The sequence below is a fragment of the Saccharopolyspora sp. NPDC049357 genome (genome assembly GCF_040677225.1).
Lineage (GTDB): Bacteria > Actinomycetota > Actinomycetes > Mycobacteriales > Pseudonocardiaceae > Saccharopolyspora.
Genome location: NZ_JBFAQJ010000019.1, coordinates 90,448 through 112,186, shown reverse-complemented (window position 1 = coordinate 112,186; position 21,739 = coordinate 90,448). Strand labels below are relative to the sequence as shown.

The following is a 21,739-nucleotide window of genomic DNA, read 5'->3' as shown; positions in this document are numbered from 1 at the left end:
GCTCACATCCCCTTCGCCGGGACTAGCTGCAGGTAGATCGCGGTGAGCACCACGTTCACCAGGAACAGCAGCATGAACGAGATGACCACGGCCTGGTTCACCGCGTCCCCAACGCCTTTCGGCCCCGGTGCGGGGTTGAGCCCCCGGTGGGCGGCGACCACTCCGGCGATGAACCCGAAGATCACCGCCTTGATCTCACCGATCCACAGGTCGGGCAGCTGTGCGAGGCCGTTGAAGCTGGCCATGTAGGCGCCGGGAGTGCCGCCCTGCATGATGACGTTGAAGAAGTAGCCGCCGAGCACGCCGACGACGCTGACCACGCCGTTGAGCAGGGTGGCGACGAGCATCGCCGCGAGCACGCGCGGCACGACCAGCCGGTGGATCGGTGAGACGCCCAGGGTTTCCATCGCGGCGATCTCGTCGCGGATGGTGCGCGCACCCAGGTCGGCGCAGATCGCCGAGCCGCCGGCCCCGGCGATGAGCAGTGCGGTGATCAGCGGGCTGGCCTGCTGGATGATGGCCAGCACGCTGGAGGCGCCGGTGAACGACTGAGCGCCGATCTGCTTGGTCAGCGAACCGAGCTGCAGCGCGATCACCGCCCCGAACGGGATCGACACCAGGGCGGTGGGCACAATGGTCACGCTGGCGACGAACCAGGACTGCTGGACGAACTCGCGCCACTGGAACGGCCGGGCGAACACCGCCCTCGCCACGTCCACGGCGTGCAGGAACAGCCGCCCGGTCTCGCTGAGCGGACCGGTACCGGCTGGTCGTGCCACTCCAACACCCATCGCGGCTCCCCGTGGTCTCGGCAGGGCATCCAGAGTGATCAGCCACACACCTCGCTTCCAGGGGCACTCTGCCTCCCGATTCCCCCACTCTGGTGCACATCGCCCGTAACCCGCACCCGAACTGCGCGCGATAGACCTCTCCGGGCTCGTGAAATCCGTTTCACCCCAACGACATCCACGGTCTCAAGTGGAACACCCCCGTCCGCCTCCCCGGCAGGGCGCGGTTTGGCCGGTGTTGAGCGGGTACGCCGGGAGCGGAGTTCGGAGCACGAGAGGAGGTTCACCGGTGGTGAGCTGGCAGGCTCGGGTCGTCATCGCGAAGTACTGGGTGACCCGGCGCAAGCAGGTCTTCGCCGATCCGGGGAAGTTGCGGGACAGCGCGGAGAGCCACCAGGCGGAGAGCGTGCAGGTGCCCGGTTGGGTCCACCGGCGATTCGACGTCGTGGAGTCCGACGTGCTCGGCCACCGCTGCTACACGCTGCACCCCCGCGAGCCGGAGAACTCGCAGCACATCCTCTACCTGCACGGAGGCGCCTACGTTCACCAGGTCGAGCAGGCGCACTGGCGGTTCCTCGCCCGGCTGATCGACTCGACCGGTTCGGTGGTCACCGTGCCGATCTACCCGCTGGCTCCCGCGCACGCCTACGACGAGACGCTGGCGATGGTCTGGGAGACCTACCAGCGGACCCTCGGGGATCTCCCGACCCAGGACCAGATCGTCATGGGCGACTCCGCGGGCGGCGGGCTGAGCCTGTTCGTGGCGCAGCGGATCAAGCACCGCGGGTGGCCGCAGCCGCGACGTCTGGTGCTGTTCGCGCCCTGGCTGGACCTCACCACGTCGGATCCGGGCATCGCCGAGCGCGAGTCGCACGACCCGTTCCTCAGCGGGCCGGGGCTGCGGGAGGCCGCCCGGCTCTACACCGACGGACTCGATCAGCGCGATCCGCGGGTGAGCCCGCTGTTCGGCGACCTGTCGGGGCTGTCTCCGATCAGCGTGTTCACCGGAACCCGCGACGTGCTGCTGACCGACTCGCGACGACTGCGCGACCGGATCCGCGCGACCGGCGCCGACGTCGACTACGAGGAGTACCCCGGGATGTTCCACGGCTGGATCTTGCAGAGCCTGCCGGAGGCCAGGCACGCGACCGACAGGGTCTCGGAGCTGGTCGGTGATTGAACGGGCCGGTTTCGGGGAAACCACCCCCCAGAGCCTTCCCCGGACACGCCGAAGACGAGGTGAGCGGTCATGACCCATCCTCCGGACCCGGACAGCGTGCAGCCGTTCCTGCGGGAGGTGCACTACCCGGTCAGCAAGCAGGAACTGGTGCACATCGCCGAGCAGCAGGGCGTGGACGGCGAGGTGCTGCGCGCGTTGCGCATCGTCCCCGACCGCACCTACGAGAACCAGGAGCAGGTCAACGAGGAGGTCGCGCTGGGAAGTTAGGAGCTGGTGGCCGACAGCGCCTAGCCGTGGCGGCTGAGGACCAGCAGCGTGACGTCGTCACCGGCTGACGCCGCCGTCACCAGGCGGTTGGTGACGGCGGTGCAGACCTCCTGGGCGGGCGCGCACTCGATCGCCTCGCACAGCGAGTTCAGCCCGACGTCGATGGACTGCTGGCGGCGCTCGATGAGCCCGTCGGTGTAGAAGCACAGCACGGAGGACTCCGGCAGCTCGATGGTGGTGGAGCGCCGCTCGCGGCGGGACACCTCCACGCCCACCGGCGGGTCCACCGGCACCTTGACGAGGTCGCCGCAATCACCGGGCAGCGCGAGCACCGGCGGCAGATGCCCGGCCAGCGAGAGCTCCAGCCGCGACGTGACCGGGTCGTAGAGCGCGTAGGACACCGTGGCCATCGCGTCCGGCTCGAAGTAGGTGACCTTGCGGTCGAGCTTGTGCAGGACGCGGGCGGGGTTCTCGTCGTCGAGCGCGTAGGCGCGCAGCGCGCTGCGCAGACGTCCCATCACGACCGCGGCCAGCAGGCCGTGGCCGACGACGTCACCGATCACGATGCCGATCTGGCCGGAGGGCAGCTCGAACACGTCGTACCAGTCACCGCCGATGCCGTGGTCGGCGCCGGCGATGTATCGGCCGTCCATCGACACACCGGGAACGGACGGCAAGCGGCCGGGCAGCAGGCTGTGCTGCAGCACGGTCGCGGCGATGCGTTCCGCGCGCGAGGAACCGACCTTCGAGACAGAGGCGATGCGGTCGGCGGCGATGCGCACCAGACCGGCGTCCTGGTCGGTGAACCCGTGCTCTCCGAACGCGCCGACGCACAGCACTCCCAGCGTGTCCCCGCTCGCGACCATCGGGGCGCCGACGAGCGATCGGATCCCCTTCGGCTGCAACGGCGTGCTGACGAGGACGTCGTCGTCGACCCGGTTGGACACGACGGCTCGCTCGGAGTCGAGCACGGCGGCGGCGAAATCGTTGCCCACGGGGATGCGGACGCCCTGCCGGACCTCGTCCTCGATGCCCACCGAGGCGGTCGCGATCAGCTCCTCACCACCCGGATCCAGCAGCAGGACCGTCGCCATGTCCACACCAAGGACATCGCGCACCCGAGCCAGGATTTCGCGCAGCAGCTCGTTGACGTCCAGGTGAGCCAACGAGGTGTCCGTGACCAGTTCGATGCGCCGCAAACGCTCCTCGGCGGAAGAGTCCGCAGAAGCACGCATGCGTTCAGCATAGCCGCCACGGTGCCGTGCGTCTTTGCCAAGCGGGCCCAGCGGTCCCATCATGGGGTCATGGCTACCGACATCAACGAGAGCACGACGCCGTTCAGCGCGGTCGCCGAGTGGTCGGGCCGCACGCTCTTCGTCACCGCGACCGGCGAGGTCGAACTGGTCAACTCACCGCAGCTCGAGGCGGTGCTCAACCACGCCCTCACCGATGAGCCCGAGGTCCTGGTGCTCGACATCATGGACGTCACGTTCCTGTCGTCGGCCGGACTGGCCGTGCTGGTGCGCACCCACCGCAACGCGGAGGCGGCCGGCACCCGGTTCCGGGTCGTCGCCGCCAACGTCGCCACGCTGCGCCCGATCCAGCTCATGGGACTGGACCAGGAGTTCGACGTGTTCGCCGACCGCGATGACGCGCTGTCCGGCGCGCGGGGTTTGTGAGCTGTCCGAGTCGCCGAACCTAGGAGCTGAGCCTCGTTTGACGGAGAACTGTTAGGAAGCGACCTATGGCACCCGCTCAGTCAGGCGGGCCGGAGCCCGGGGCCGTGGAGGCCTTGCGCCGCCACAGAGTACTCGCCTCCGCCGGCAGCTTGCCGGTGCTGCGCGATGAGCTGGACCAGTGGGCCCGCACCGCCGGGCTCGGCGACAGCCTCGCCGGTGCGCTGGCGCTGGCCACCTACGAGGCCATGGCGAACGCCGTCGAACACGCCTACGACGGCATGCCCGGACCGTTCGACGTGGAGGCCTCGCTGCTCGACCGGGGCGTCGAGGTGACGGTCACCGACCACGGATCGTGGCGCTCTCCGCACGACGGTGACCAGGAGCGCAAGCGCGGTCTCCCGCTGATCCACCGGCTCGCCGACGAAGCGGTCGTGTGCGCCGGGGAGAACGGCACGCGGGTGCGGATGCGGTGGGAGGTCCGGGGGCAGCACGCCGACGGCGACATGTCCTCCGCGGACGCCTCCGGTTGATCACGACGCCGCGAGGAAGTCCTCGACCGCGCTCCCCAGGTCGTCGGGCGCCGCGAACGGCACCATGTGCGCCGCGCCGGGCCAGACCAGCAGGCGGGCTTCCGGGAGCAGCCTGGTGACCCGCTGAGCCCAGTCCTGCGGGACCAGCGCGTCGTGCTCGCCGCGCACGACCAGCGCGGGCGCACCGACCCGGGGCAGCTTGTCCTCGAGGCGGTCGTGGATCGACTCGGCGAAGCTGGTCACCACGCGCCGAAGGCCGGCCTCCCGGTAGTCGCGGAACGTCAGCGGTGCGAGCCGGCGCGGTTCGCAGCGGGCGTTGCGCAACCACCGGCGCACCTGGCCCTGCCAGGTGCGGGCGCGCGGGTCGGTGGTCGGGCCGACCAGGACGAGCCCCCGCACGTGCTCCGGGGCGTGCAGCGCCGCCTCGACGGCGATCTGGCACCCGAAGGAGCATCCGAGCAGGTTCACCTCCGCCAACCCCACCTGCTGCCGCCACACGTCCAAGGCCTGCGCCAGGTCGTGGAGCCCGAGCGGGCGGCCGGAACGACGACTGGACCCGAAGCCGGGCAGGTCCACCGCCCAGGTCTCGCGCACTCCGGCCCGGCCGGACACGAACGGCAGCAGCTCCCGGCTGGAGACCCCTGCGCCGTGCACGCACACCAGCGGAGGGCCCCGGCCCTCGACGCGCCACGCCACGACACCGGCCTCGGACAGGTCCGGGCGATCGAGTTCGGTCTTCGTGCGCTGCATCCTCTCCGGGCTACCCGGAACGGCACGGTCCGAACCGGAGCCCGCCATGTGTGAACCGTGCCCCCACCGGGTAATCCATGATCGACCGGATGATCGAACTCGGCAGCACGGAGGTGAGAATGACCGCCACGACCCGCCTTCCGAAGCCCAACAGCGACTCCTGGCACTGGCAGCTGCGCGCCGCGTGCCGGGATCTCAGGACCGCTCGGTTCTTCCACCCGGACAACGAACGCGGCGAGCGCCGAGCCCAGCGGGAGCGCCAGGCGAAGGCCGTCTGCCGCCGCTGCCCGGTCATCGCCCAGTGCCGCGAGCACGCGCTGCGGTCCCACGAGCCCTACGGCGTGTGGGGCGGTCTCGGCGAGCAGGAACGCCGCAGTCTGCTGCGGAAGGCGAGCTGAGGCGGGGATTCGCGTTCCACCGCAACGGGTATGGCGAGCGGGCGAGCCCGCCGACCGTGGAGGCCCCCATGCACCAGGACAAGACCCGCAGACCCCCGGACGACGACGAGGACGCCCCGGCCCCGACGACGTCGGGCCAACAACGCCGCGAGCAGCTCGACGAGGACACCGACGAACTGCTCGACGACATCGACGACGTCCTCGAGGAGAACCCGCAGGACTTCGTCCGGGGTTACGTGCAGAAGAACGGCCAATGAGACCCGCGTTGCCGCGCCGGGGTGATCGACCCCCGGCGCGGCAACGCTTTTCGATGATCACACGTTGTCGCGCGGGATGCGGCGGTCCCAGTTCTTGGAGAACACGCGCTCCCCGCCCAGGTAGGCGTCGAGTTCGGCGTGCAGCCGGAACTCGGTGGCCGTGGACGTCAGCGCCGTGCGGGTGCTGGTGCGCACCGCCCAGTCGCCGCGGGTGAAGCCCATCGTCCACTCGATTTCTCCGCGCACCGAGTCGAAGTCCTCCCCGACCCAGCTGTAGAGCTCGGTGGCGCGGCGATCGACGTCCAGGTCGATGCCGTCGAAGTGGGCATGCCCCAGGTCCTTGATCACCTCCAGCGACGAGCGGTAGTCGGCCAGGTCCCTGCTGACCTGCCACCGCTGCTCCCCGGGGGTGATCTGCTTCGCCGGCACCGGTGGGGCGCCCTCGGGTTCACCGAACAGCGGCGTGGGCAGCTCATCGGCCTCGTCGGCCGGCCGGATCGGCAGTTCCAGCTCGCTGTCGGTCGGATGCACGGTCAGCCGCACCGGTTCCGGCGGCGGCCAGGCTAGCGGCCAGTACGAAGTGGACAGCGCCAGCCGGATGCGATGACCCTCCGGGAAGGCCTGGGCCACGCCGTTCAACCGCAACCGAACCTGGTACCGCACACCGGGTTCCAGCGGTTTCGGATGGTCGTGCCCGTCGCGGTGGGTGAGGTTGAGCAGACCGTAGGTCACGCGCGTGGCCTGTCCGGTCGGGCTGACGTCGGAGAGCCGTGCGGCCAGCATCGCCACCGGCCGGTCCACCTCCACGCACACGTCCAGCAGCGGTCCTCCCAGGATCTCGCAGCGCTCGGTCAGCGGCTCGGTGTCGAACACCAGCGAGCCGCCGTCCTCCTCGCGCTGGTCGTAGGGCAGGTCCGGGGGTGCGTTGTAGGAGCACCACTTGCCGGCGTACTGCCCGACCGACAGCGGTGAGGACACCGTCAGCGGCCGTGCGTCCTGCTCCTCCCCCGGCTGCGCGATCCTGTTCTGCCCCAGCGGGAACCGCGTGCGGCGCACGTGCGGCGAAGGCCACGACGGCTCGCCGACCCAGCGACCGTGACGCTCCTCGTAGCTGGTGGACGGCGGCATGCTCTCCTGCATCCAGGTGCACAGCATCGGGCCGTCCATCGCTCCGTTGTCGACGCCCTTGAGCCAGTGGTCCCACCAGCGCACCAGCTCCTGCAGGAAGCCGATCGCGGGACCCGGTCGCCCCAGGTGCGGGTACTTGTGCGACCACGGCCCGATCAGTCCGCGGCGCGGCGCGTCGAGGTTCTGCATCAGCCGGAACACGGCGTTGGAGTAACCGTCGGCCCAGCCGCTCACCGCCAGCACCGGGCATTCGACCGCGGAGAAGTCCTCGCAGATCGAACCGTGCCGCCAGTAGTCGTCGCGACGCTGGTGGCGCAGCCAGGTGTCGATCCACAGGCCGCTCTCCTCCATGCGTTCGCGCCACATCTCCTCCCAGCGGTCGCCGACGACCTCCGGATCGGGCGGGCAGGAGGTGTAGGCGAACATCGTGCTCGCCCAGGACAGGTTGTCGCTGAGCAGGCATCCGCCCATGTAGTGCACGTCATCGGCGTAGCGGTCGTCGGCGCAGCACACCGCAGCGATCGCCCCCAGGCTCGGCGGTCTCCTGGCCGCCACCTGAAGGGCGTTGAAACCGCCCCAGGAGATGCCCATCATGCCGGTCCGCCCGGTGCACCACGGCTGTTCCGCCAGCCAGGCCAGCACTTCCTCGGCGTCGGCGAGCTCCTGCTCCAGGTACTCGTCGGCCAGGATCCCGTCGGAATCACCGCTGCCGCGCAGGTCCACGCGGGCGCACGCGTAGCCGTGCCCGGCCAGGTACGGGTGGTGGATGGAATCGCGCAACGACGTGAGGTCCCGCTGCCGGTACGGGATGAACTCCAGCACCGCCGGAACCGGTTCGGTGTCGGAGGCGACCGGGCGCCAGATGCGTCCGGACAAGCGGGTTCCGTCGGACATCGGGATCCAGATCTGCTCCTCCTGCTTGATCTCGCAGGGCAGCTCGTCGACCTCGCGCACGCTTCCTCCTCGCTCACCTCGACTGTCCCGGGCGTCACTCGTTGATTACCCATTAACCGATGCGGCCATGCCCAACGCGCGAACGTTTCACCGCGCCGCCCCGCGGTTACTCGCGGACAGGACTGGCGAGCACCGGAGGGCGGGCAACATGGTTCGGTTCGGGTACACGCTGATGACGGAGCAGTCGGGGCCGCGCGAGCTGGTCAAGCAGGCGGCCGCGGCCGAGCGCGCGGGGTTCGACTTCGCGGTGATGAGCGACCACTACTCGCCGTGGCTGGACGAGCAGGGCCACTCCCCCTACGCGTGGAGCGTGCTGGGGGCCGTCACGCAGATGACCGAGCGGATGGACCTGCTGAGCTTCGTCACCGCGCCGATCATGCGCTACCACCCGGCCGTCGTGGCGCAGAAGGCCGCCACGATCGGGTTGCTCTCCGACAACCGGTTCACGCTCGGTGTGGGTGCCGGGGAGAACCTCAACGAGCACGTCATCGGCCAGGGCTGGCCGCCGGTCAACGTGCGGCACGAGATGCTCACCGAGGCGTTGCGGATCATCTCCTCGCTGTTCGACGGCGGCCACGTGAACTTCACCGGTGACCACTACCGGGTTGATTCGGCGAAGCTGTGGGACCTGCCGGACCCGCGGGTCCCGGTGGCCACCGCGGTGTCGGGCGACCAGTCGGTGCAGCGCTTCGCCCCGTTGTCCGACGCGATGATCGCCGTCCAGCCCGAATCCTCGCTCTGCCGGACCTGGGATTCCGCGACCGGCGGCGGCCATCGCAAGTACGGTCAGCAGCCGATCTGCTGGGACCCCTCCGCCGATGCCGCCGCCCAGCGCGCCTGGGAGCAGCTGCGCTGGTTCGCCGGTGGTTGGAAGGTCAACGCCGAACTGCCCGGCCCCGCCGGCTTCGCCGCCGCCACCCAGCACGTGCGGCTCGACGACGTCGCCGCGGGCATCCCGTGCGGCCCTGACGTCGATCCGATCGTCAAGACCGTGCAGGCCCACTGGCAGGCGGGTTTCACCGACATCGCCCTGGTCCAGGTCGGCGTGGACGCCGATCCTGCGGGCTTCTTCGGCTTCGCGCGGGAGAAGCTGCTTCCCGCACTCCGCGAAGCGGCCGGCAGCTGAACGCCCCTCCACCGGAATTCTGTTTGCACCAGCGTGTTTGGCACCCGTCCCGCGGTGACAACCCGACGGGCGCGAAAGAAGAACCACCTCGACGACGGCTGAGAGGAGTGGTGGGAATGCCCGGTGACCGGATCCGCCAACTCACCAAGAGGGTTCGCGACGAAGTCGCGCAGCACAACCCGATGAAACCCGCCAGGGAGACGTCGGCTTCCCAGGACGGCGCTCCGAACAAGACGGGAAGGGCGAACTCGCTGCTCCACACCGGGCCCCGCGTCCCACCGGAGCGGCGCAGGAACAGCTGAGATCCCACGGAGCGGCGCCCCCGGTTCGCCCGGGGGCGCCGGTTCGTGCCGCGTCAGCGACGGCGCGGGAGGTACTCCTGGGCCTTGGACTTCACGCCCTCGGTGACCACCGACCACGCGTCGGGATCGCCCTTGAGCATGGCCTCGGCCATCGACTCGACCTGGCTCCAGTCCGCCTGCGGCGGGATCGGTGGCACGGCCGGGTCGGTGACGAAGTCGATCAGGCAGGGCCGATCGCTGCTCAGCGCCTCGGCCCACGCATCGGCGACGCTGCCAGGGTCGGCGACCCGGATCCCCCGGAAACCCGCGCTGCGCGCGAACTCCGCGTAGTCGAACTCCGGGAGACGTTGCGAGGGAAGGAACTGCGGAGCGCCGTTGAGCGCGCGCATCTCCCAGGTGACCTGGTTGAGATCGCCGTTGTTGAGCACGCCCACGACCACCCGCGGGTCCCGCCACTCGCGCCAGTACTGCCCGATGGTGATGAGCTCGTTGATCCCGTTCATCTGCATCGCGCCATCGCCGACCAGCGCGATCACCGGCCGGTCCGGGTGGGCGAACTTCGCGCCCGTGGCGTAGGGGGCTCCCGGCCCCATGGTGGCCAGCGTCCCGCTCAACGAGCAGCGCATGTGGCCGCGCACCCGCAGGTGCCGGGCGTACCAGTTGGCCGCCGAGCCGGAGTCGGCGGTGATGATGGCGTCATCGGGCAGCTGCGGTGACAGCTCGTGGAACACCCGCTCCGGGTTGAGCGGTTCGGCCTCGACCCCGGCGCGGCGCTCCATCACGTCCCACCAGTCCTGAACACCGGACTCGACCTTCTCCCGCCAGGCGCGGTCCTGCTTGCGGCGCAGGCGCGGCAGCAGGGCCGACAGCGTCGCCTTCGCATCGCCGAGCAGGTTCACCTCGAACGGGTAACGCATGCCGATCATGGTCGGATCGATGTCGATCTGCACCGCGCGGGCCTGCTCGTAGTCCGGCAGGAACTGGCTGTAGGGGAAGCTCGCGCCGATCATCAGCAGTGTGTCGCAGTCGCGCATCAGCTCCCACGACGGCCGCGTTCCCAGCAGTCCCGCCGCACCGGTCACCCACGGCAGGTCGTCCGGCAGCACGTCCTTGCCCAGCAACGCCTTCGACACACCGGCTCCGAGCACGTCCGCGACGGCGGTGACCTCGCCCGCCGCCTTCCGGGCTCCCTGGCCGACCATGATGGCCACGCGTTCGCCGGCGTTGAGCACCTCGGCGGCGCGCTCCAGGTCCGCCTCCGCGGGCGTGGTGACCGCCTCGGAGATCCCGACGCTGGAGGGCACCATCTTGAACGCGTGCGTGGGCGGAGAGTAGGTCATCTCCTGCACGTCGCCCGGGATGATCAGGGCCGTGACGGTCCTGCGCGCGAAGGAGGTGCGCATCGCGCGGTCCAAGGCGTTGGGCAGCTGCTGCGGGGTGGAGACGAACTGCACGTACTCGGCGACGTCCTTGTACAGCGAGGAGAGGTCGACCTCCTGCTGGTAGGCCCCGCCGAGGGAGGTGCTGGCCTGCTGCCCGACGATGGCCACCACGGGAACGTGGTCCAGCTTGGCGTCGTAGAGCCCGTTGAGCAGGTGGATGGCGCCGGGTCCGCCGGTCGCCGCGCAGACCCCCACCTCCCCGGAGAACTTCGCGTACCCCACGGCTTCGAACGCGGCGAGCTCCTCGTGCCGGGCCTGGATGAACCGCGGGTCGTCGTCGGCCCGCTCCCAGGCGGCGAGGATCCCGTTGATGCCGTCCCCGGGGTAGGCGAAGACGTGCTCCACGCCCCAGGTCCGCAGCCGTCGCAGCAGGTAGTCGGCCACCGTGTCGGCCATGCCGAAGCCTCCGATCGTCCGTGTCGGCGTCGTCCCCACCCGCCTACCCCGATGTCGGCGCGCTCAACCGGGATCTGATGGATCTCCTCGGGCCCGGGTCAGCCGGGATGGGTTTCGCCGCCGACCGGTGCCAGCACCTCGCCGGTGTAGTAGCTGGACAGTCGGTCGGAGGCGAAGAAGACGTAGGACGGCGCGATCTCGTCGGGATGGCCCATGCGCCCCATCGGCGTCTGCTCGCCGAAGCCCTCCACCTTGTCCTCCGGCAGCGTCGCCGGGATCAGCGGTGTCCACACCGGACCGGGCGCCACGCAGTTGACGCGGACACCGGAGGCGGCCAGCGACTGGGCGATCGACTGCGTCAGCACGTGCACCGCGCCCTTGCTGGCCGAGTAGTCCATCAGGTCCTTGTTGCCGCGCAGCCCGTTGACCGAACCGGTGTTGATGATCGCCCCGCCTTCGGGCAGGTGCCGCAGCGCCGCCTTGCACAACCAGAACACCGCGAAGACGTTGACCTCGAAGGTCCGCTTGAACTGCTCGGTGCTGATCGACCGCAGGTCGTCCTGCGCCGCCTGCGTGCCGGCGTGGTTGACCAGCACGTCCAGCCCGCCGAGCCGCTCAGCGGCGTCGTCTACCAGGCGCGTGCAGAAGCTCTCCTCGGCGACGTCGCCGCGGAACAGGTGGCATTCGCGGCCCTGCTCGCGCACCAGCTCGGCGGTGCGCTCGGCGTCGGCGTCCTCCGAGGTGTCGAAGTAGGCGAGCGCGACGTCGGCGCCTTCCTTGGCGAAGGCCACCGACACCGCTCGACCGATCCCGGAGTCGCCGCCGACCACCAGCGCCCGCTTGCCCGCGAGGTGCCCGGAACCGACGTAGTCGCGCATCTCGTCGCGCGGGTGAGGCTGCATAGGCCCGGTGGCACCCGGCGGGGTCTGCTGCTGGGCCGGCGCACTGCGGGGCGGCTGTTCCATCACGTCCTCCACATCGGAAGTCTTCGGCGCCCCGCCGAGTACCCCGCCTCCCGGCGTGTTCAACCTCGGCATGCCCGGGGTATGCGGAGTGGTGTGATTGAGCGGCCGAAGAACGTGTTCCTGCTGGGACCCGACGAACGCAACCTCGCCCTGATGCGCGAGCTCCAGCACCTCGCCCCGTACCGGTTCCACGCGCTGCTCGACAAGGAGCAGCTGATGTACGGCGACATCAGCTTGGAGGAGCTGCTGGAGAGGGCGCAGCAGCGCCTCGACGACTTCTCGGAGCCGATCGACGCGATCGTGGGCTACTGGGACTTCCCGGTGAGCTCGATGGTTCCGATCCTGGCCACCGACAACGGCCTGCCGGGACCGAGCCTGGAATCGGTGGTCAAGTGCGAGCACAAGTACTGGAGCCGGCGGGTGCAGCGCGAGGTCACCGACGCCCACCCGGGCTTCGCGATCATCGACCTGGACGACCCGGAGACGCCGCCGGGGATGCGCTTCCCGATGTGGCTCAAGCCGGTCAAGTCCTTCTCCTCCGACCTGGCGTTCAAGGTCGACGACGAGGACCAGCTGCGCGCGGCGGCGGCCGAGATCCGGGAAGGCATCGGCCGCATCGGTCGGGCCTTCGACTTCCTGCTCTCCAAGCTGGAGCTGCCGCCGGCGATCGAGGAGGCCGGGGGCATGGCGTGCCTGGCCGAGGAGGCCGTGCGGGGCGAGCAGCTCACCACGGAGGGCTACGTCCACGGCGGCCGCGCGCACGTGCACGGCATCGTGGATTCGCTGTGCTACCCGGGATCCTCCAGCTTCCTGCGCTACCAGTACCCCTCGCGGGCTCCGGAGGAGGTGCGGGATCGGATCACCGAGATCAGCCGGGAGGTGATCGAGCACATCGGGTTGAACGATTCGACGTTCAACATCGAGTTCTTCTGGGACACCGAGACGGACGCGGTGAACATCCTGGAGATCAACCCGCGCCTGTCGCAGTCGCACGCGCCGCTGTTCGAGCTGGTCGACGGCATGCCCAACCACCAGGCGATGGTGCAGCTCGCGGTCGGCGAGGAGCCGGCCATGCCGAGCCGGGAAGGTCAGGACCGCGTCGCGGCGAAGTGGTTCCACCGCGTCTTCGAGGACGCCGTGGTCCGCTCCACCCCGTCGAAGGACGACCTCGCGCGGCTGGCCGAGGAGCTTCCCGGGGCCACTGTGGACATCATCGCCGAGGAGGGCGCGCGGCTCTCGGAGCTCCCGGCGCAGGACAGCTACAGCTACGAGCTCTTCGCCGTCTACCTGGGAGCGGCGGACGAGGAGGAGCTGCGAGCGAAGTTCGACCGCTGCGTGCAGCTCCTCCCCTTCAGCCTCACCTGACGCACGTCCTACGGCTCCAGGAGGATCTTGATCGCCCCGTCCGCCTTGCGCTGGAAGATGTCGTAGGCGTTCGGGGCATCGTCCAGCGGGAGGTGGTGGGTGGTCAGGTCGCGCACGCCGAGCGGGTCGGATTCGTGGCCGACCAGCGGCAGCAGGTCCGGGATCCACCGCTTCACGTGGGCCTGCCCCATCGCGATGCGAACGCCCTTGTCGAACATGGTGAGCATCGGCATCGGGTCGGCCATGCCGCCGTAGACGCCGCTGAGCGAGATCGTGCCCGCCCGGCGGACGCTGTCGATGCACTGGTGCAGCGCGGAAAGCCGGTCGACCCCGGCCTTGGACATCAGCGGCTCGGCGACGGCGTCGGGCAGCACCCCGGCGACCTTCTGCCCGAGTTCGGCGACGGGTGAGCCGTGCGCCTCCATGCCGACGGCGTCGATCACCGAGTCCGCGCCACGACCCTCGGTAAGCTCGCGCACGGCGTCCGCGACGTGGTCCTGCTGTGCGGCGTCGATGGTGCGAACTCCGTGCCGCTCGGCCATGTTCAGCCGTTCCGGCACCCGATCGATGCCGATGGCGCGGAATCCGTGGTGCAGGGCGATGCGGGCCGCCATCTGCCCGATGGGGCCGAGGCCGAACACCGCCACCGTGCCGCCCTCGGGTACGTCGGCGTACTCGACGGCCTGCCACGCCGTGGGCAGCACGTCGGAGAGGTAGACGAACTGCTCGTCCGGCGGTCCTTCCGGCACCTTGATCGGACCGAACTGCGCCTGGGGCACTCGCAGTCGCTCGGCTTGGGCGCCGGGAACGCTGCCGTAGAGCTTGGTGTAGCCGAACAGCGCGGCTCCGCTGCCGTGCTCGCGCACCTGAGTCGTCTCGCACTGGGCGAACAGGCGTCGTTCGCACATCCAGCAGTGGCCGCAGGAGATGTTGAACGGCACGACGACCCGGTCCCCCGGCGCGATGTCGGTGACCGCGGACCCGGTCTCCTCCACCACGCCCATGGGCTCGTGGCCGAGGATGTCGCCGGGGTCGAGGAACGGGGCCAGCACCTCGTAGAGGTGCAGATCGGAGCCGCAGATCCCGCTGCTGGTGACGCGGATGATCGCGTCCGTGTCCGCTTCCAACTTCGGGTCGGGCACGTTCTCGACGCGCACGTCGCGCGGTCCTTGCCATGTCAGCGCCTTCACAGGCCACCTCCTCAATAGCTCGCCACCACGTTCTTTCCGGTGGCAGCACCGGGCAAACCCCGCACCGCCGCGGGGCGTTTGTGCCGCGGCCTGCGGGGAACCCGTTGTGGGAAGACCGTCCGGACCGATGGCAGGAGTCCTCATGGCAACGTCTGCGAGTTCCCGGCGAGTCGCGATCGTCGGAGCCACCGGCAACATCGGAACCAGCGTGGTGGAGGCGCTGCGCGGCGACCCCCACGTGGAGGGGATCACCGCGCTTTCCCGCCGGCAACCACCCGAACAGGGCCCGGAGATCCAGTGGGAGCGCACCGACGTCCGGGAGGACGACCTGGTCGGGCGATTCGCCTCGGTGGACACCGTGGTCCACCTGGGCTGGCTGTTCCAGCCCACCCACGACCCGGTGACGACCTGGCGCACCAACGTGCTCGGCAGCATCCGGGTGTTCGAGGCCGCTGCCGCCGCCGGGGTGCGCCACCTCGTCTACGCCTCGTCCGTGGCCGCCTACTCCCCCGGGCCCGCCGGGCGCGCGGTCAGCGAGACCTGGCCGACGCACGGGTGGCCGGCCGCGGCCTACAGCCGGGAGAAGGCCTACCTGGAGCGGTTCCTCGACTCCTTCGAACGGCAGCACCCGGACATCCGGGTCGTCCGGATGCGCACCGCGTTCTGCTTCAAGCCCGAGTCCGCCGAACAGCAGCGACGCCTGTTCATCGGGCCGTTCCTGCCCAACAGCCTCGCCCGCCCGGAACTCCTCCCGGTGCTGCCGCTGCCGACCGGGCTGCGCTTCCAGGCGGTGCACAGCGACGACGTCGGCGAGGCGTACCGGCTCGCGATCCTGTCCGACAGCCGGGGAGCGTTCAACGTCGCGGCGGATCCGGTGGTGGACTTCAGCGCGCTGGCGGACCTGCTGCACGTCCGTCCCGCAGCGGTTCCGGCGCCACTGGTGCGCGCGGTTCTGGCGGCGGCCTGGAACCTGCACCTGGTTCCCGCGTCACCGGACCTGTTCGACGCGTTCCTGCGGCTGCCGATGATGGACACCGGCCGCGCCCGCGAGGAGCTCGGCTGGAGCCCGCGACGCAGCTCCACCGAGGCGGTCGCCGACTTCCTGCGCGGTTTGCGTTCGGCCACCGGCGATTCCAGCCCTCCGCTCCGCTCTCCGCTCCCTGGCGGCAGGCTGGAGGAGCTCCGCACGGGCGTCGGCCAGCGCCCTTGAGCGCTAGCCGATCACGAGTGTCCTCGGAGCTGTTCGGGAATTGCGTTGCTCGGGTGCCAGTAGCAGAACCTGAGCGGTGCGAGCTGAGTCCCACACCTGGAACAGCGGCTCCGCCGCTCCTCAAACAGCACCTAGCCGGTGCCGCGCCAGTGCAGGGCTTCGAGAGCCGCCGCCACCGCGAGGGCGTTCTCGGCGAGCGGGCGCGGCAGCAGCTCGTCGGCCCTGGCGAGCCGGCGCAGGACCGTGTTGCGGTGGGTGTAGAGGCGTTCGGCGGTGCGGGTCGTGCTGCCCAGCTCGCGAACGTAGGTCAGCACCGCGGTGCGCGTCTCGGCGTCGGCGTGCCGCAGATCGCCCAGGGTGTCGGCCAGGAACTCGTCGGTCTGGGTGGGTTCGCTGGTCAGCAACGACACAAGCTGCACGTCCTGGTAGCGGGCCACCTGCTGGGGTGAGGTGAGCCGGGCGACCATGCGCTGCGTGGTGGCGGCGTCGAGGTGGCTGCGGCGGAACCCCTCCACTCCGGTGCCGGGACGACCCACCGCGACCCGCACGTCGGGGTGCTCGGCCAGGCGCGCGGTCAGTTCGGCCGCGGGTGGCGCGGTGGCCACCGGCAGCCAGACCCACATGGCCGCGGCGCTGGCGATGACGGTGAGCCGGTGGTCGGCACCGGCCGCGCGGGTCACCGCCTCCGCGGCGGCCTCGACCTGCTCGGAGCCTCCCGCGCCGCTCCAGAGGATCGCGGCGGTGTGGGGTCCGGAGAGCCGGTAGCCGAGCCTGCTCTCGGCCCGCGCCTGCCCGATCGGCGCGCCTTCCAGCAGCAGCGTCACCACCGCGCGGCGCTCCGCGTGCGCACCTCGGGTGAGCTCGTCGCGTTCGTGCTGCATGCGCTCGCTGACGGCGGCGACGGTGTCGTCGATGAAGGTGCCGATCGACACGGCGGAGACGTCGAGCAGCTCGCGCAGCTCGCCGGGGTCGTCGGTGAGGCCGAAGACGATCTCGATCCAGCGCCGCCACGCGACGTTCTGCGCCATCCGGTAGGAGTCCAGCGCGGTCTCGTCCAAACCCCGTCGCACCAGGTCGCGGGAGGCTTCGAGCAGCTCTGAGCTGGTGTTGGCCGGAACCCTGCGACCCGGGTTCTGGACGTTGGCCGCCGCCCAGTGCAGCAGGTTCGCGAGGTTGGCGCGGCGGGTCGCGGCGGCCAGCGCCGGGTCCTCGGCGACCAGCCGGACCCGCGCACCGCCGAGGGCGGCGGCGTGCACCTCCTCGACCCACTCGGCCTGCGGGTTCAGCGCGATCTCGGCACCCCGCCGGAACAGCTCCCGCACGCGCGGGGACACCCTCGGCCACTCGGACGCAGCATTCGGCACCATCTCCGCATGATCCTGGTGCATGTCGCTGTGGCGCAAATCAGCAGGCCCCGGGCATGCTCCCCGGGGAGAGCAGTCCGTTCGTGCGGGGAGCAGCAGAATGACCACCACCGAAACACCGGTCGAGCACCTGGACGTCCTGATCGTGGGGGCCGGGATCTCCGGCATCGGCGCAGGTCGCTACCTCAAGACCTCGCACCCGGCGAAGTCCTTCGCGATCCTGGAAGCGCGCGGCGCCTCCGGCGGGACGTGGGACCTGTTCCGCTACCCCGGCATCCGCTCGGACTCCGACCTGCACACCTTCGGCTACGAGTTCAAGCCGTGGCGGGACGAGGAGTCGATCGCCTCGGCACCGCGCATCCTCGACTACCTGCGCGAGACCATCACCGAGAACGACCTCGAACCGCACATCCGCTTCCACCACAAGGTGGTGGGCGCCGAGTGGTCCTCGGCGCAGGCGCGGTGGCTCGTCGACGTGGAGAACCCCGAGACCGGCGCTCGCCACCAGCTCAGCGCGCGCTGGATTTTCAGCGCGGGCGGCTACTACCGCTACGACGAGGGGTTCACCCCGCACTTCGAGGGCCGGGAGCGGTTCACCGGCCCGATCGTCCACCCGCAGCACTGGCCGGAGGACCTGGACTACTCCGGCAAGAAGGTGCTGGTGATCGGCAGCGGTGCGACGGCGGTGACGCTCGTCCCGGCGATGGCGGACACGGCCTCGCACGTGACGATGCTGCAGCGCACGCCGACCTACATCATGCCGGTGCCCAAGAAGGACGCCGTCGCCAACATCGCGGGCCGGCTCTTCGGACCCGAACGCGGCTACGCGATCGCGCGGCGCAAGAACATCCTGCAGCAGCGGCTGATCTGGAGCTTCTGCCAGCGCTTCCCGAAGACCGCGCGCAAGCTGATCCGCTACGTCAACAGCAAGGCGCTGCCCGAGGGCTATCCGGTCGACACCCACTTCAACCCGCCCTACGACCCGTGGGACCAGCGCTTGTGCGCGGTGCCCGACGGCGACCTGTTCAAGGTGATCCGGCGGGGTCAGGCCTCGGTGGTCACCGACCGGATCGAGACGTTCACCGAGCGGGGCGTGAAGCTGGAATCCGGCGCGGAGCTGGAGGCGGACGTCATCATCACCGCCACCGGCCTGAACCTGCAGCCCTTCGGCGGCGTGCCGCTGGTGGTCGACGGCGAACCGGTGCACCTGCCGGACACGATCGCCTACAAGGGCATGATGCTCTCCGGCGTGCCGAACCTGGCGTTCGCGATCGGCTACACCAACTCGTCGTGGACGCTGAAGATCGGGTTGCTGTGCGAGCACTTCTGCCGCCTGCTGAGCCACATGGACAACTACGGGCTCGACATCTGCAGGCCGGTTCCCAGCGATCCGGCGATGCCCAAGCGCCCGTTCCTGGACTTCAACGCCGGCTACGTCCAGCGGGCGGTCGACCAACTGCCCAAGCAGGGCGACCGGATGCCGTGGCTGACCTCGCTGAGCTACCACTCCGACGTCAAGCTGCTGCGTGCGGACGACGTCACCGACCCCGAGCTGCGGTTCTCCCGCGCCGAGGCCCGCGTGGAGGTGACCCGATGAGCGAGGACCTCTTCGTCGACCTGCCCGCGGGCCCCCGGATCTGCTACCGCGTCGACGGCCCGGCCGACGGGACTCCGCTGGTGCTCATCGCGGGACTGGGACTGGACCTGACCTCGTGGCCGCAGCGGCTGGTCGACGGGTTCACCAAGCGCGGTTTCCGCGTGGTGCGCCTGGACAACCGCGACGCCGGCCGCTCGTCGCGGATCGGCACGCCACCGCCCGGCAGGCTGCGCCAGCTGTTCGCCCGGCCCAGGCCGGACGCCTACGACCTCGGTGACATGGCCGCCGACACCGTCGGGCTGCTCGACCACTTGGGCCTCAAGCGCGTGCAGCTGCTGGGGATGTCGATGGGCGGGATGATCGCCCAGACCGTCGCCGCCCGGCACCCCGACCGGGTCGACTCGCTGACCTCGATCTTCTCCACCACGGGTGCGCGCGAGGTCGGCCAGCCCGCGCGGTCGACGCTGGTGCGCATGGCCAAGGGCCCGACGCACACGGTCGAGGAGTCGGTGGAGCGCCACCTGTGGATGCTGCGGCACATCGGTTCGGCGTCGTTCCCCCCGGACGACGACCTCGAACGCGCGTGGGCGGCCGGGCTGTGGGAACGCGGTGGCGGTGCCCGCGCCAAGGACGGTCGGCCGCGTCAGATCAGCGCGATCCACGCCAGCGGCGACCGCACGGCCGAGCTGCGCCGGATCGCCGCGCCGACGCTGGTGATCCACGGCGACACCGACCGCATGGTGCACGTCAGCGGCGGTCGCGCCACGGCGGCGGCCATCCCCGGCGCCCGCTACGTCGAGATCGAAGGCATGGGCCACCACATCGCACCCGGCCTGATCGACCGGTTGGTGGCGATGACCACCGAGCACATCAGCACCGCTGCAGAGGAGTCGTCCCGATGAGCGAGGTTCGCGGCAAGGTCGCCGTGGTCACCGGTGCCGGTTCGGGCATCGGGCGCGAGGTCGCGTTCGAGCTGGCCCGCCGGGGTGCGCGGCTGGCGGTGTCGGACGTCGACGAGACCAACCTGGCGGCCACGGTCGACCGGCTCGAGGCGCTGGGCGCCGAGGTGCGCTCGGCTCGGTTGGACGTCAGCGACCGGCAGGCCGTCGAGTCCTACGCGGCGTCGGTGGCCGCGGACTTCGGCGTGGTGCACCAGGTCTACAACAACGCGGGGATCGCCGCGGGCGGCGCGGTGGCCGACAACGACTGGGAGACCTACGAGCGCGTGCTCGGGATCAACCTGTTCGGCGTGATCCACGGCAGCAAGGCCTTCCTTCCGCACCTCATCGCCTCCGGTGACGGTCACGTGGTCAACGTGTCCAGCCTCAACGGCATCATGGGCCAGCCGCGCAGCACCGCCTACTGCGCCAGCAAGTTCGGGGTGCGCGGGTTCACCGAGAGCCTGCGCGCCGAGATGCTCATGGCCGGGCACCCGGTGCGGGTCACCGTGGTGCATCCCGGAGGGGTGCGCACCAACATCGCCTCGGCCGGTCTGGAGGACGCGCGCAAGCGCGGTGAGGTGACTCCCGAGGACGAGGCTCGCGTGCGCACCTACAACGAGAAGCTGCTGAAGATGCCGCCGCGGCAGGCCGCCGGCATCATCGTCGACGGGGTCGAGGCGGGCAAGCAGCGGGTCCTGGTCGGGAACGACGCGAAACTGGTGGACCTGCTGGTCAGACTGCTGCCGCGACGCTACCCGGCGCTGGCCGCGATGTTCGAACGCCGGCGGTTCTCGCGGGGTTGAGCGCGCGGCGGATCTCGTCGTGGTCGAGGTCCGCCCAGCCCAGCCGTTCGAGGGTCCTGCCGTTGCGGCGGAAGGACTTCCCGGACAGCGTGGACATCACGTTGATGATGGAGCCGACCATCGGCGTGGCCACTCCGGCCTTGTCGGCGAGGCCTTCCAGCGGCACGAGCGTCGAGGCGATGTCCTCGTGCAGGAACCGGTGGTCCAGCGATCCGGGCGCGAGGATGGTCTTGTAGGGCGCTGCGCTGCGCATCGCGTCCAGCAGGCTCGTGGTGGTGCAGCCGTAGTAGCGGTCGAGGACTTCCGGCATGGGCATCAGGGTTGCGCCGTAGGCGGCGGCGACCTCGCGGAACTCCTGCTCGACCTCGCGCAGCAGCGCGACGGTGCGGTCGGAGACGCCGTCGAGGTAGAACAGCAGTTCCTCGCCGCGGTCGATGGTGCCGAGGTTGGCCAGCGCGATCGGTGCGTGGGCGACCGCGCCGAAATCGGTGAGTCCTCTGTGGACAAGATTCGTGGCTTTCTCCAGCCAGGGGAACCACTCCCGGACGACCGGCGCCCCGCGTTCAACGGCACCGGGCGTGGCGCCGGAGAGGAGGTTCCACCGCTTCGTGCCGAGGACGCGCACGCCGTCGTCGCCGTCGGGGCGGGCGGCGAACAGGGCGTCGGTCTCCACCACGTCCACCTCCGGCGCTCCGGCACTGCTCAGCGATGCGGCGAATTCCGCGCTGCCGCAGAGCTTTCCGGAGAACAGCACGATCACGTGGTCCTCGGTGAGATGCGCGGCCAGCGAAGCGGCGATCTCCGGGTAGGCGGTGGTGATCGCGGCGATCACCACCACCCGGCAGCGCCGCGCCAGCTCCGCCGGGTCGGCGGTGACCTGCGCGACCGGGAACCTGCCCTCCAGCTCACCGGTCGCCCCGATCTCACCTCCGGCCCGGATGCCCGCCACCCGCTGCGGGTTCCGGGTGCACAGCCGCACCCGGCGACCCGTCGAGGACAGGTGGGCGACCACGGCCAGCCCTTCGCCACCGGCCCCGATCACACCGATCTCGTCCACCGCAGCACTGCTCCTCGCGATCGATTCCACGTCCCAGTGGTCGGAGAGAT

General features: G+C 70.4%; 21 protein-coding genes. 12 read left to right on the top strand and 9 right to left on the bottom strand.

Annotation, left to right across the window (positions count from 1 at the left end; all coding sequences use genetic code 11):
• Positions 1 to 2: 2 nt before the first annotated feature.
• Positions 3 to 791 (bottom strand): ABC transporter permease, encoded by a 789-nt coding sequence (locus AB0J91_RS18005; RefSeq protein ID WP_132673170.1) that lies wholly within the window; start codon positions 789 to 791, stop codon positions 3 to 5.
• A gap of 289 nt (positions 792 to 1,080) precedes the next feature.
• On the opposite strand from AB0J91_RS18005, the gene AB0J91_RS18000 reads away from it, so the two are divergent.
• Together AB0J91_RS18000 and AB0J91_RS17995 are read left to right on the top strand one after the other, a co-directional pair.
• The gene (locus AB0J91_RS18000) at positions 1,081 to 1,968 is read left to right on the top strand and encodes an alpha/beta hydrolase (protein WP_363869988.1); all 888 of its coding nucleotides are present in this window, start codon (positions 1,081 to 1,083) and stop codon (positions 1,966 to 1,968) included.
• A 69-nt stretch (positions 1,969 to 2,037) separates the two neighbouring features.
• Positions 2,038 to 2,235: a DUF2795 domain-containing protein gene (locus tag AB0J91_RS17995; RefSeq protein ID WP_363791863.1), complete on the top strand. Its 198-nt coding sequence runs from the start codon at positions 2,038 to 2,040 to the stop codon at positions 2,233 to 2,235.
• 20 nt (positions 2,236 to 2,255) lie between these two features.
• Here AB0J91_RS17995 and AB0J91_RS17990 read toward each other — a convergent pair whose 3' ends face one another.
• Positions 2,256 to 3,470, bottom strand: a complete 1,215-nt coding sequence (locus AB0J91_RS17990; RefSeq protein ID WP_363869985.1) for a GAF domain-containing SpoIIE family protein phosphatase — start codon at positions 3,468 to 3,470, stop codon at positions 2,256 to 2,258.
• Positions 3,471 to 3,539: 69 nt separating this feature from the next.
• On the opposite strand from AB0J91_RS17990, the gene AB0J91_RS17985 reads away from it, so the two are divergent.
• The gene (locus AB0J91_RS17985) at positions 3,540 to 3,914 is read left to right on the top strand and encodes an STAS domain-containing protein (RefSeq protein ID WP_363791867.1); all 375 of its coding nucleotides are present in this window, start codon (positions 3,540 to 3,542) and stop codon (positions 3,912 to 3,914) included.
• A 65-nt stretch (positions 3,915 to 3,979) separates the two neighbouring features.
• Positions 3,980 to 4,444, top strand: a complete 465-nt coding sequence (locus tag AB0J91_RS17980) for an ATP-binding protein (protein WP_363869982.1) — start codon at positions 3,980 to 3,982, stop codon at positions 4,442 to 4,444.
• Here the strand turns inward: AB0J91_RS17980 and AB0J91_RS17975 are convergent, their stop codons facing one another.
• A complete protein-coding gene (locus tag AB0J91_RS17975; RefSeq protein ID WP_363869979.1) occupies positions 4,445 to 5,194 on the bottom strand; it encodes an alpha/beta hydrolase in 750 nt (249 codons plus the stop codon).
• A 119-nt stretch (positions 5,195 to 5,313) separates the two neighbouring features.
• Here AB0J91_RS17975 and AB0J91_RS17970 point away from each other — a divergent pair, with 119 nt between their 5' ends.
• Both AB0J91_RS17970 and AB0J91_RS17965 read left to right on the top strand, forming a co-directional pair.
• On the top strand, positions 5,314 to 5,592 hold the full coding sequence (locus AB0J91_RS17970) for a WhiB family transcriptional regulator (protein WP_363869976.1): 279 nt from the start codon (positions 5,314 to 5,316) through the stop codon (positions 5,590 to 5,592).
• 68 nt (positions 5,593 to 5,660) lie between these two features.
• Positions 5,661 to 5,849, top strand: coding sequence for a ubiquitin-like protein Pup (locus AB0J91_RS17965; RefSeq protein WP_363869973.1), 189 nt, complete (start codon positions 5,661 to 5,663; stop codon positions 5,847 to 5,849).
• A 57-nt stretch (positions 5,850 to 5,906) separates the two neighbouring features.
• Here the strand turns inward: AB0J91_RS17965 and AB0J91_RS17960 are convergent, their stop codons facing one another.
• Positions 5,907 to 7,931: a CocE/NonD family hydrolase gene (locus AB0J91_RS17960; protein ID WP_363869970.1), complete on the bottom strand. Its 2,025-nt coding sequence runs from the start codon at positions 7,929 to 7,931 to the stop codon at positions 5,907 to 5,909.
• 148 nt (positions 7,932 to 8,079) lie between these two features.
• Here AB0J91_RS17960 and AB0J91_RS17955 point away from each other — a divergent pair, with 148 nt between their 5' ends.
• Positions 8,080 to 9,057, top strand: coding sequence for a TIGR03557 family F420-dependent LLM class oxidoreductase (locus AB0J91_RS17955; RefSeq protein ID WP_363869967.1), 978 nt, complete (start codon positions 8,080 to 8,082; stop codon positions 9,055 to 9,057).
• A gap of 355 nt (positions 9,058 to 9,412) precedes the next feature.
• On the opposite strand, the gene AB0J91_RS17950 is transcribed toward AB0J91_RS17955, so the two are convergent.
• Positions 9,413 to 11,197, bottom strand: a complete 1,785-nt coding sequence (locus AB0J91_RS17950) for a thiamine pyrophosphate-requiring protein (RefSeq protein ID WP_363869964.1) — start codon at positions 11,195 to 11,197, stop codon at positions 9,413 to 9,415.
• A 98-nt stretch (positions 11,198 to 11,295) separates the two neighbouring features.
• Positions 11,296 to 12,162, bottom strand: a complete 867-nt coding sequence (locus AB0J91_RS17945) for an SDR family oxidoreductase (protein ID WP_363869962.1) — start codon at positions 12,160 to 12,162, stop codon at positions 11,296 to 11,298.
• A gap of 93 nt (positions 12,163 to 12,255) precedes the next feature.
• Between AB0J91_RS17945 and AB0J91_RS17940 the strand changes: the two genes are divergently transcribed.
• Positions 12,256 to 13,527 carry an ATP-grasp domain-containing protein gene (locus AB0J91_RS17940; protein ID WP_363869959.1) on the top strand — a complete coding sequence of 424 codons (1,272 nt, stop codon included), beginning with the start codon at positions 12,256 to 12,258 and terminating at the stop codon, positions 13,525 to 13,527.
• A gap of 8 nt (positions 13,528 to 13,535) precedes the next feature.
• Here AB0J91_RS17940 and AB0J91_RS17935 read toward each other — a convergent pair whose 3' ends face one another.
• Complete coding sequence (locus AB0J91_RS17935) at positions 13,536 to 14,717, bottom strand: zinc-dependent alcohol dehydrogenase (RefSeq protein WP_363869956.1); 1,182 nt, start codon at positions 14,715 to 14,717, stop codon at positions 13,536 to 13,538.
• 142 nt (positions 14,718 to 14,859) lie between these two features.
• Between AB0J91_RS17935 and AB0J91_RS17930 the strand changes: the two genes are divergently transcribed.
• Positions 14,860 to 15,927, top strand: coding sequence for an NAD-dependent epimerase/dehydratase family protein (locus AB0J91_RS17930; RefSeq protein WP_363869953.1), 1,068 nt, complete (start codon positions 14,860 to 14,862; stop codon positions 15,925 to 15,927).
• A gap of 131 nt (positions 15,928 to 16,058) precedes the next feature.
• Here the strand turns inward: AB0J91_RS17930 and AB0J91_RS17925 are convergent, their stop codons facing one another.
• On the bottom strand, positions 16,059 to 17,294 hold the full coding sequence (locus AB0J91_RS17925; protein WP_363869950.1) for a PucR family transcriptional regulator: 1,236 nt from the start codon (positions 17,292 to 17,294) through the stop codon (positions 16,059 to 16,061).
• A 97-nt stretch (positions 17,295 to 17,391) separates the two neighbouring features.
• On the opposite strand from AB0J91_RS17925, the gene AB0J91_RS17920 reads away from it, so the two are divergent.
• Genes AB0J91_RS17920 through AB0J91_RS17910 form a run of 3 tightly spaced genes read left to right on the top strand, consistent with a single transcriptional unit; the run spans position 17,392 to position 20,632 of the window.
• Positions 17,392 to 18,888, top strand: coding sequence for an NAD(P)/FAD-dependent oxidoreductase (locus tag AB0J91_RS17920; RefSeq protein ID WP_363869947.1), 1,497 nt, complete (start codon positions 17,392 to 17,394; stop codon positions 18,886 to 18,888).
• Positions 18,885 to 19,790, top strand: coding sequence for an alpha/beta fold hydrolase (locus AB0J91_RS17915; protein ID WP_363869944.1), 906 nt, complete (start codon positions 18,885 to 18,887; stop codon positions 19,788 to 19,790). Before AB0J91_RS17920 ends, AB0J91_RS17915 begins: the two co-directional genes overlap by 4 nt.
• On the top strand, positions 19,787 to 20,632 hold the full coding sequence (locus tag AB0J91_RS17910) for an SDR family NAD(P)-dependent oxidoreductase (RefSeq protein ID WP_363869941.1): 846 nt from the start codon (positions 19,787 to 19,789) through the stop codon (positions 20,630 to 20,632). The genes AB0J91_RS17915 and AB0J91_RS17910 overlap by 4 nt, the downstream gene beginning before the upstream one ends.
• On the opposite strand, the gene AB0J91_RS17905 is transcribed toward AB0J91_RS17910, so the two are convergent.
• Positions 20,562 to 21,689 carry an NAD/NADP octopine/nopaline dehydrogenase family protein gene (locus AB0J91_RS17905; protein WP_363869939.1) on the bottom strand — a complete coding sequence of 376 codons (1,128 nt, stop codon included), beginning with the start codon at positions 21,687 to 21,689 and terminating at the stop codon, positions 20,562 to 20,564. The two genes, AB0J91_RS17910 and AB0J91_RS17905, sit on opposite strands and share 71 nt — an antisense overlap.
• Positions 21,690 to 21,739 lie beyond the last annotated feature (50 nt).

What these genes read in the sequence shown, in the direction of transcription:
- AB0J91_RS17965 (WP_363869973.1), top strand. Translation starts at nt 5,661, where the DNA reads ATGCACCAGGACAAGACCCGCAGACCCCCGGACGACGACGAGGACGCC.
- AB0J91_RS17980 (WP_363869982.1), top strand. Translation starts at nt 3,980, where the DNA reads ATGGCACCCGCTCAGTCAGGCGGGCCGGAGCCCGGGGCCGTGGAGGCC.
- AB0J91_RS17945 (WP_363869962.1), bottom strand. Translation starts at nt 12,162, where the DNA reads ATGGAACAGCCGCCCCGCAGTGCGCCGGCCCAGCAGCAGACCCCGCCG.
- AB0J91_RS17970 (WP_363869976.1), top strand. Translation starts at nt 5,314, where the DNA reads ATGACCGCCACGACCCGCCTTCCGAAGCCCAACAGCGACTCCTGGCAC.
- AB0J91_RS17930 (WP_363869953.1), top strand. Translation starts at nt 14,860, where the DNA reads ATGGCAACGTCTGCGAGTTCCCGGCGAGTCGCGATCGTCGGAGCCACC.
- AB0J91_RS17975 (WP_363869979.1), bottom strand. Translation starts at nt 5,194, where the DNA reads ATGCAGCGCACGAAGACCGAACTCGATCGCCCGGACCTGTCCGAGGCC.
- AB0J91_RS17955 (WP_363869967.1), top strand. Translation starts at nt 8,080, where the DNA reads ATGGTTCGGTTCGGGTACACGCTGATGACGGAGCAGTCGGGGCCGCGC.
- AB0J91_RS18005 (WP_132673170.1), bottom strand. Translation starts at nt 791, where the DNA reads ATGGGTGTTGGAGTGGCACGACCAGCCGGTACCGGTCCGCTCAGCGAG.
- AB0J91_RS17915 (WP_363869944.1), top strand. Translation starts at nt 18,885, where the DNA reads ATGAGCGAGGACCTCTTCGTCGACCTGCCCGCGGGCCCCCGGATCTGC.
- AB0J91_RS17985 (WP_363791867.1), top strand. Translation starts at nt 3,540, where the DNA reads ATGGCTACCGACATCAACGAGAGCACGACGCCGTTCAGCGCGGTCGCC.
- AB0J91_RS17910 (WP_363869941.1), top strand. Translation starts at nt 19,787, where the DNA reads ATGAGCGAGGTTCGCGGCAAGGTCGCCGTGGTCACCGGTGCCGGTTCG.
- AB0J91_RS17995 (WP_363791863.1), top strand. Translation starts at nt 2,038, where the DNA reads ATGACCCATCCTCCGGACCCGGACAGCGTGCAGCCGTTCCTGCGGGAG.
- AB0J91_RS17920 (WP_363869947.1), top strand. Translation starts at nt 17,392, where the DNA reads ATGACCACCACCGAAACACCGGTCGAGCACCTGGACGTCCTGATCGTG.
- AB0J91_RS17990 (WP_363869985.1), bottom strand. Translation starts at nt 3,470, where the DNA reads ATGCGTGCTTCTGCGGACTCTTCCGCCGAGGAGCGTTTGCGGCGCATC.
- AB0J91_RS17950 (WP_363869964.1), bottom strand. Translation starts at nt 11,197, where the DNA reads ATGGCCGACACGGTGGCCGACTACCTGCTGCGACGGCTGCGGACCTGG.
- AB0J91_RS17925 (WP_363869950.1), bottom strand. Translation starts at nt 17,294, where the DNA reads ATGGTGCCGAATGCTGCGTCCGAGTGGCCGAGGGTGTCCCCGCGCGTG.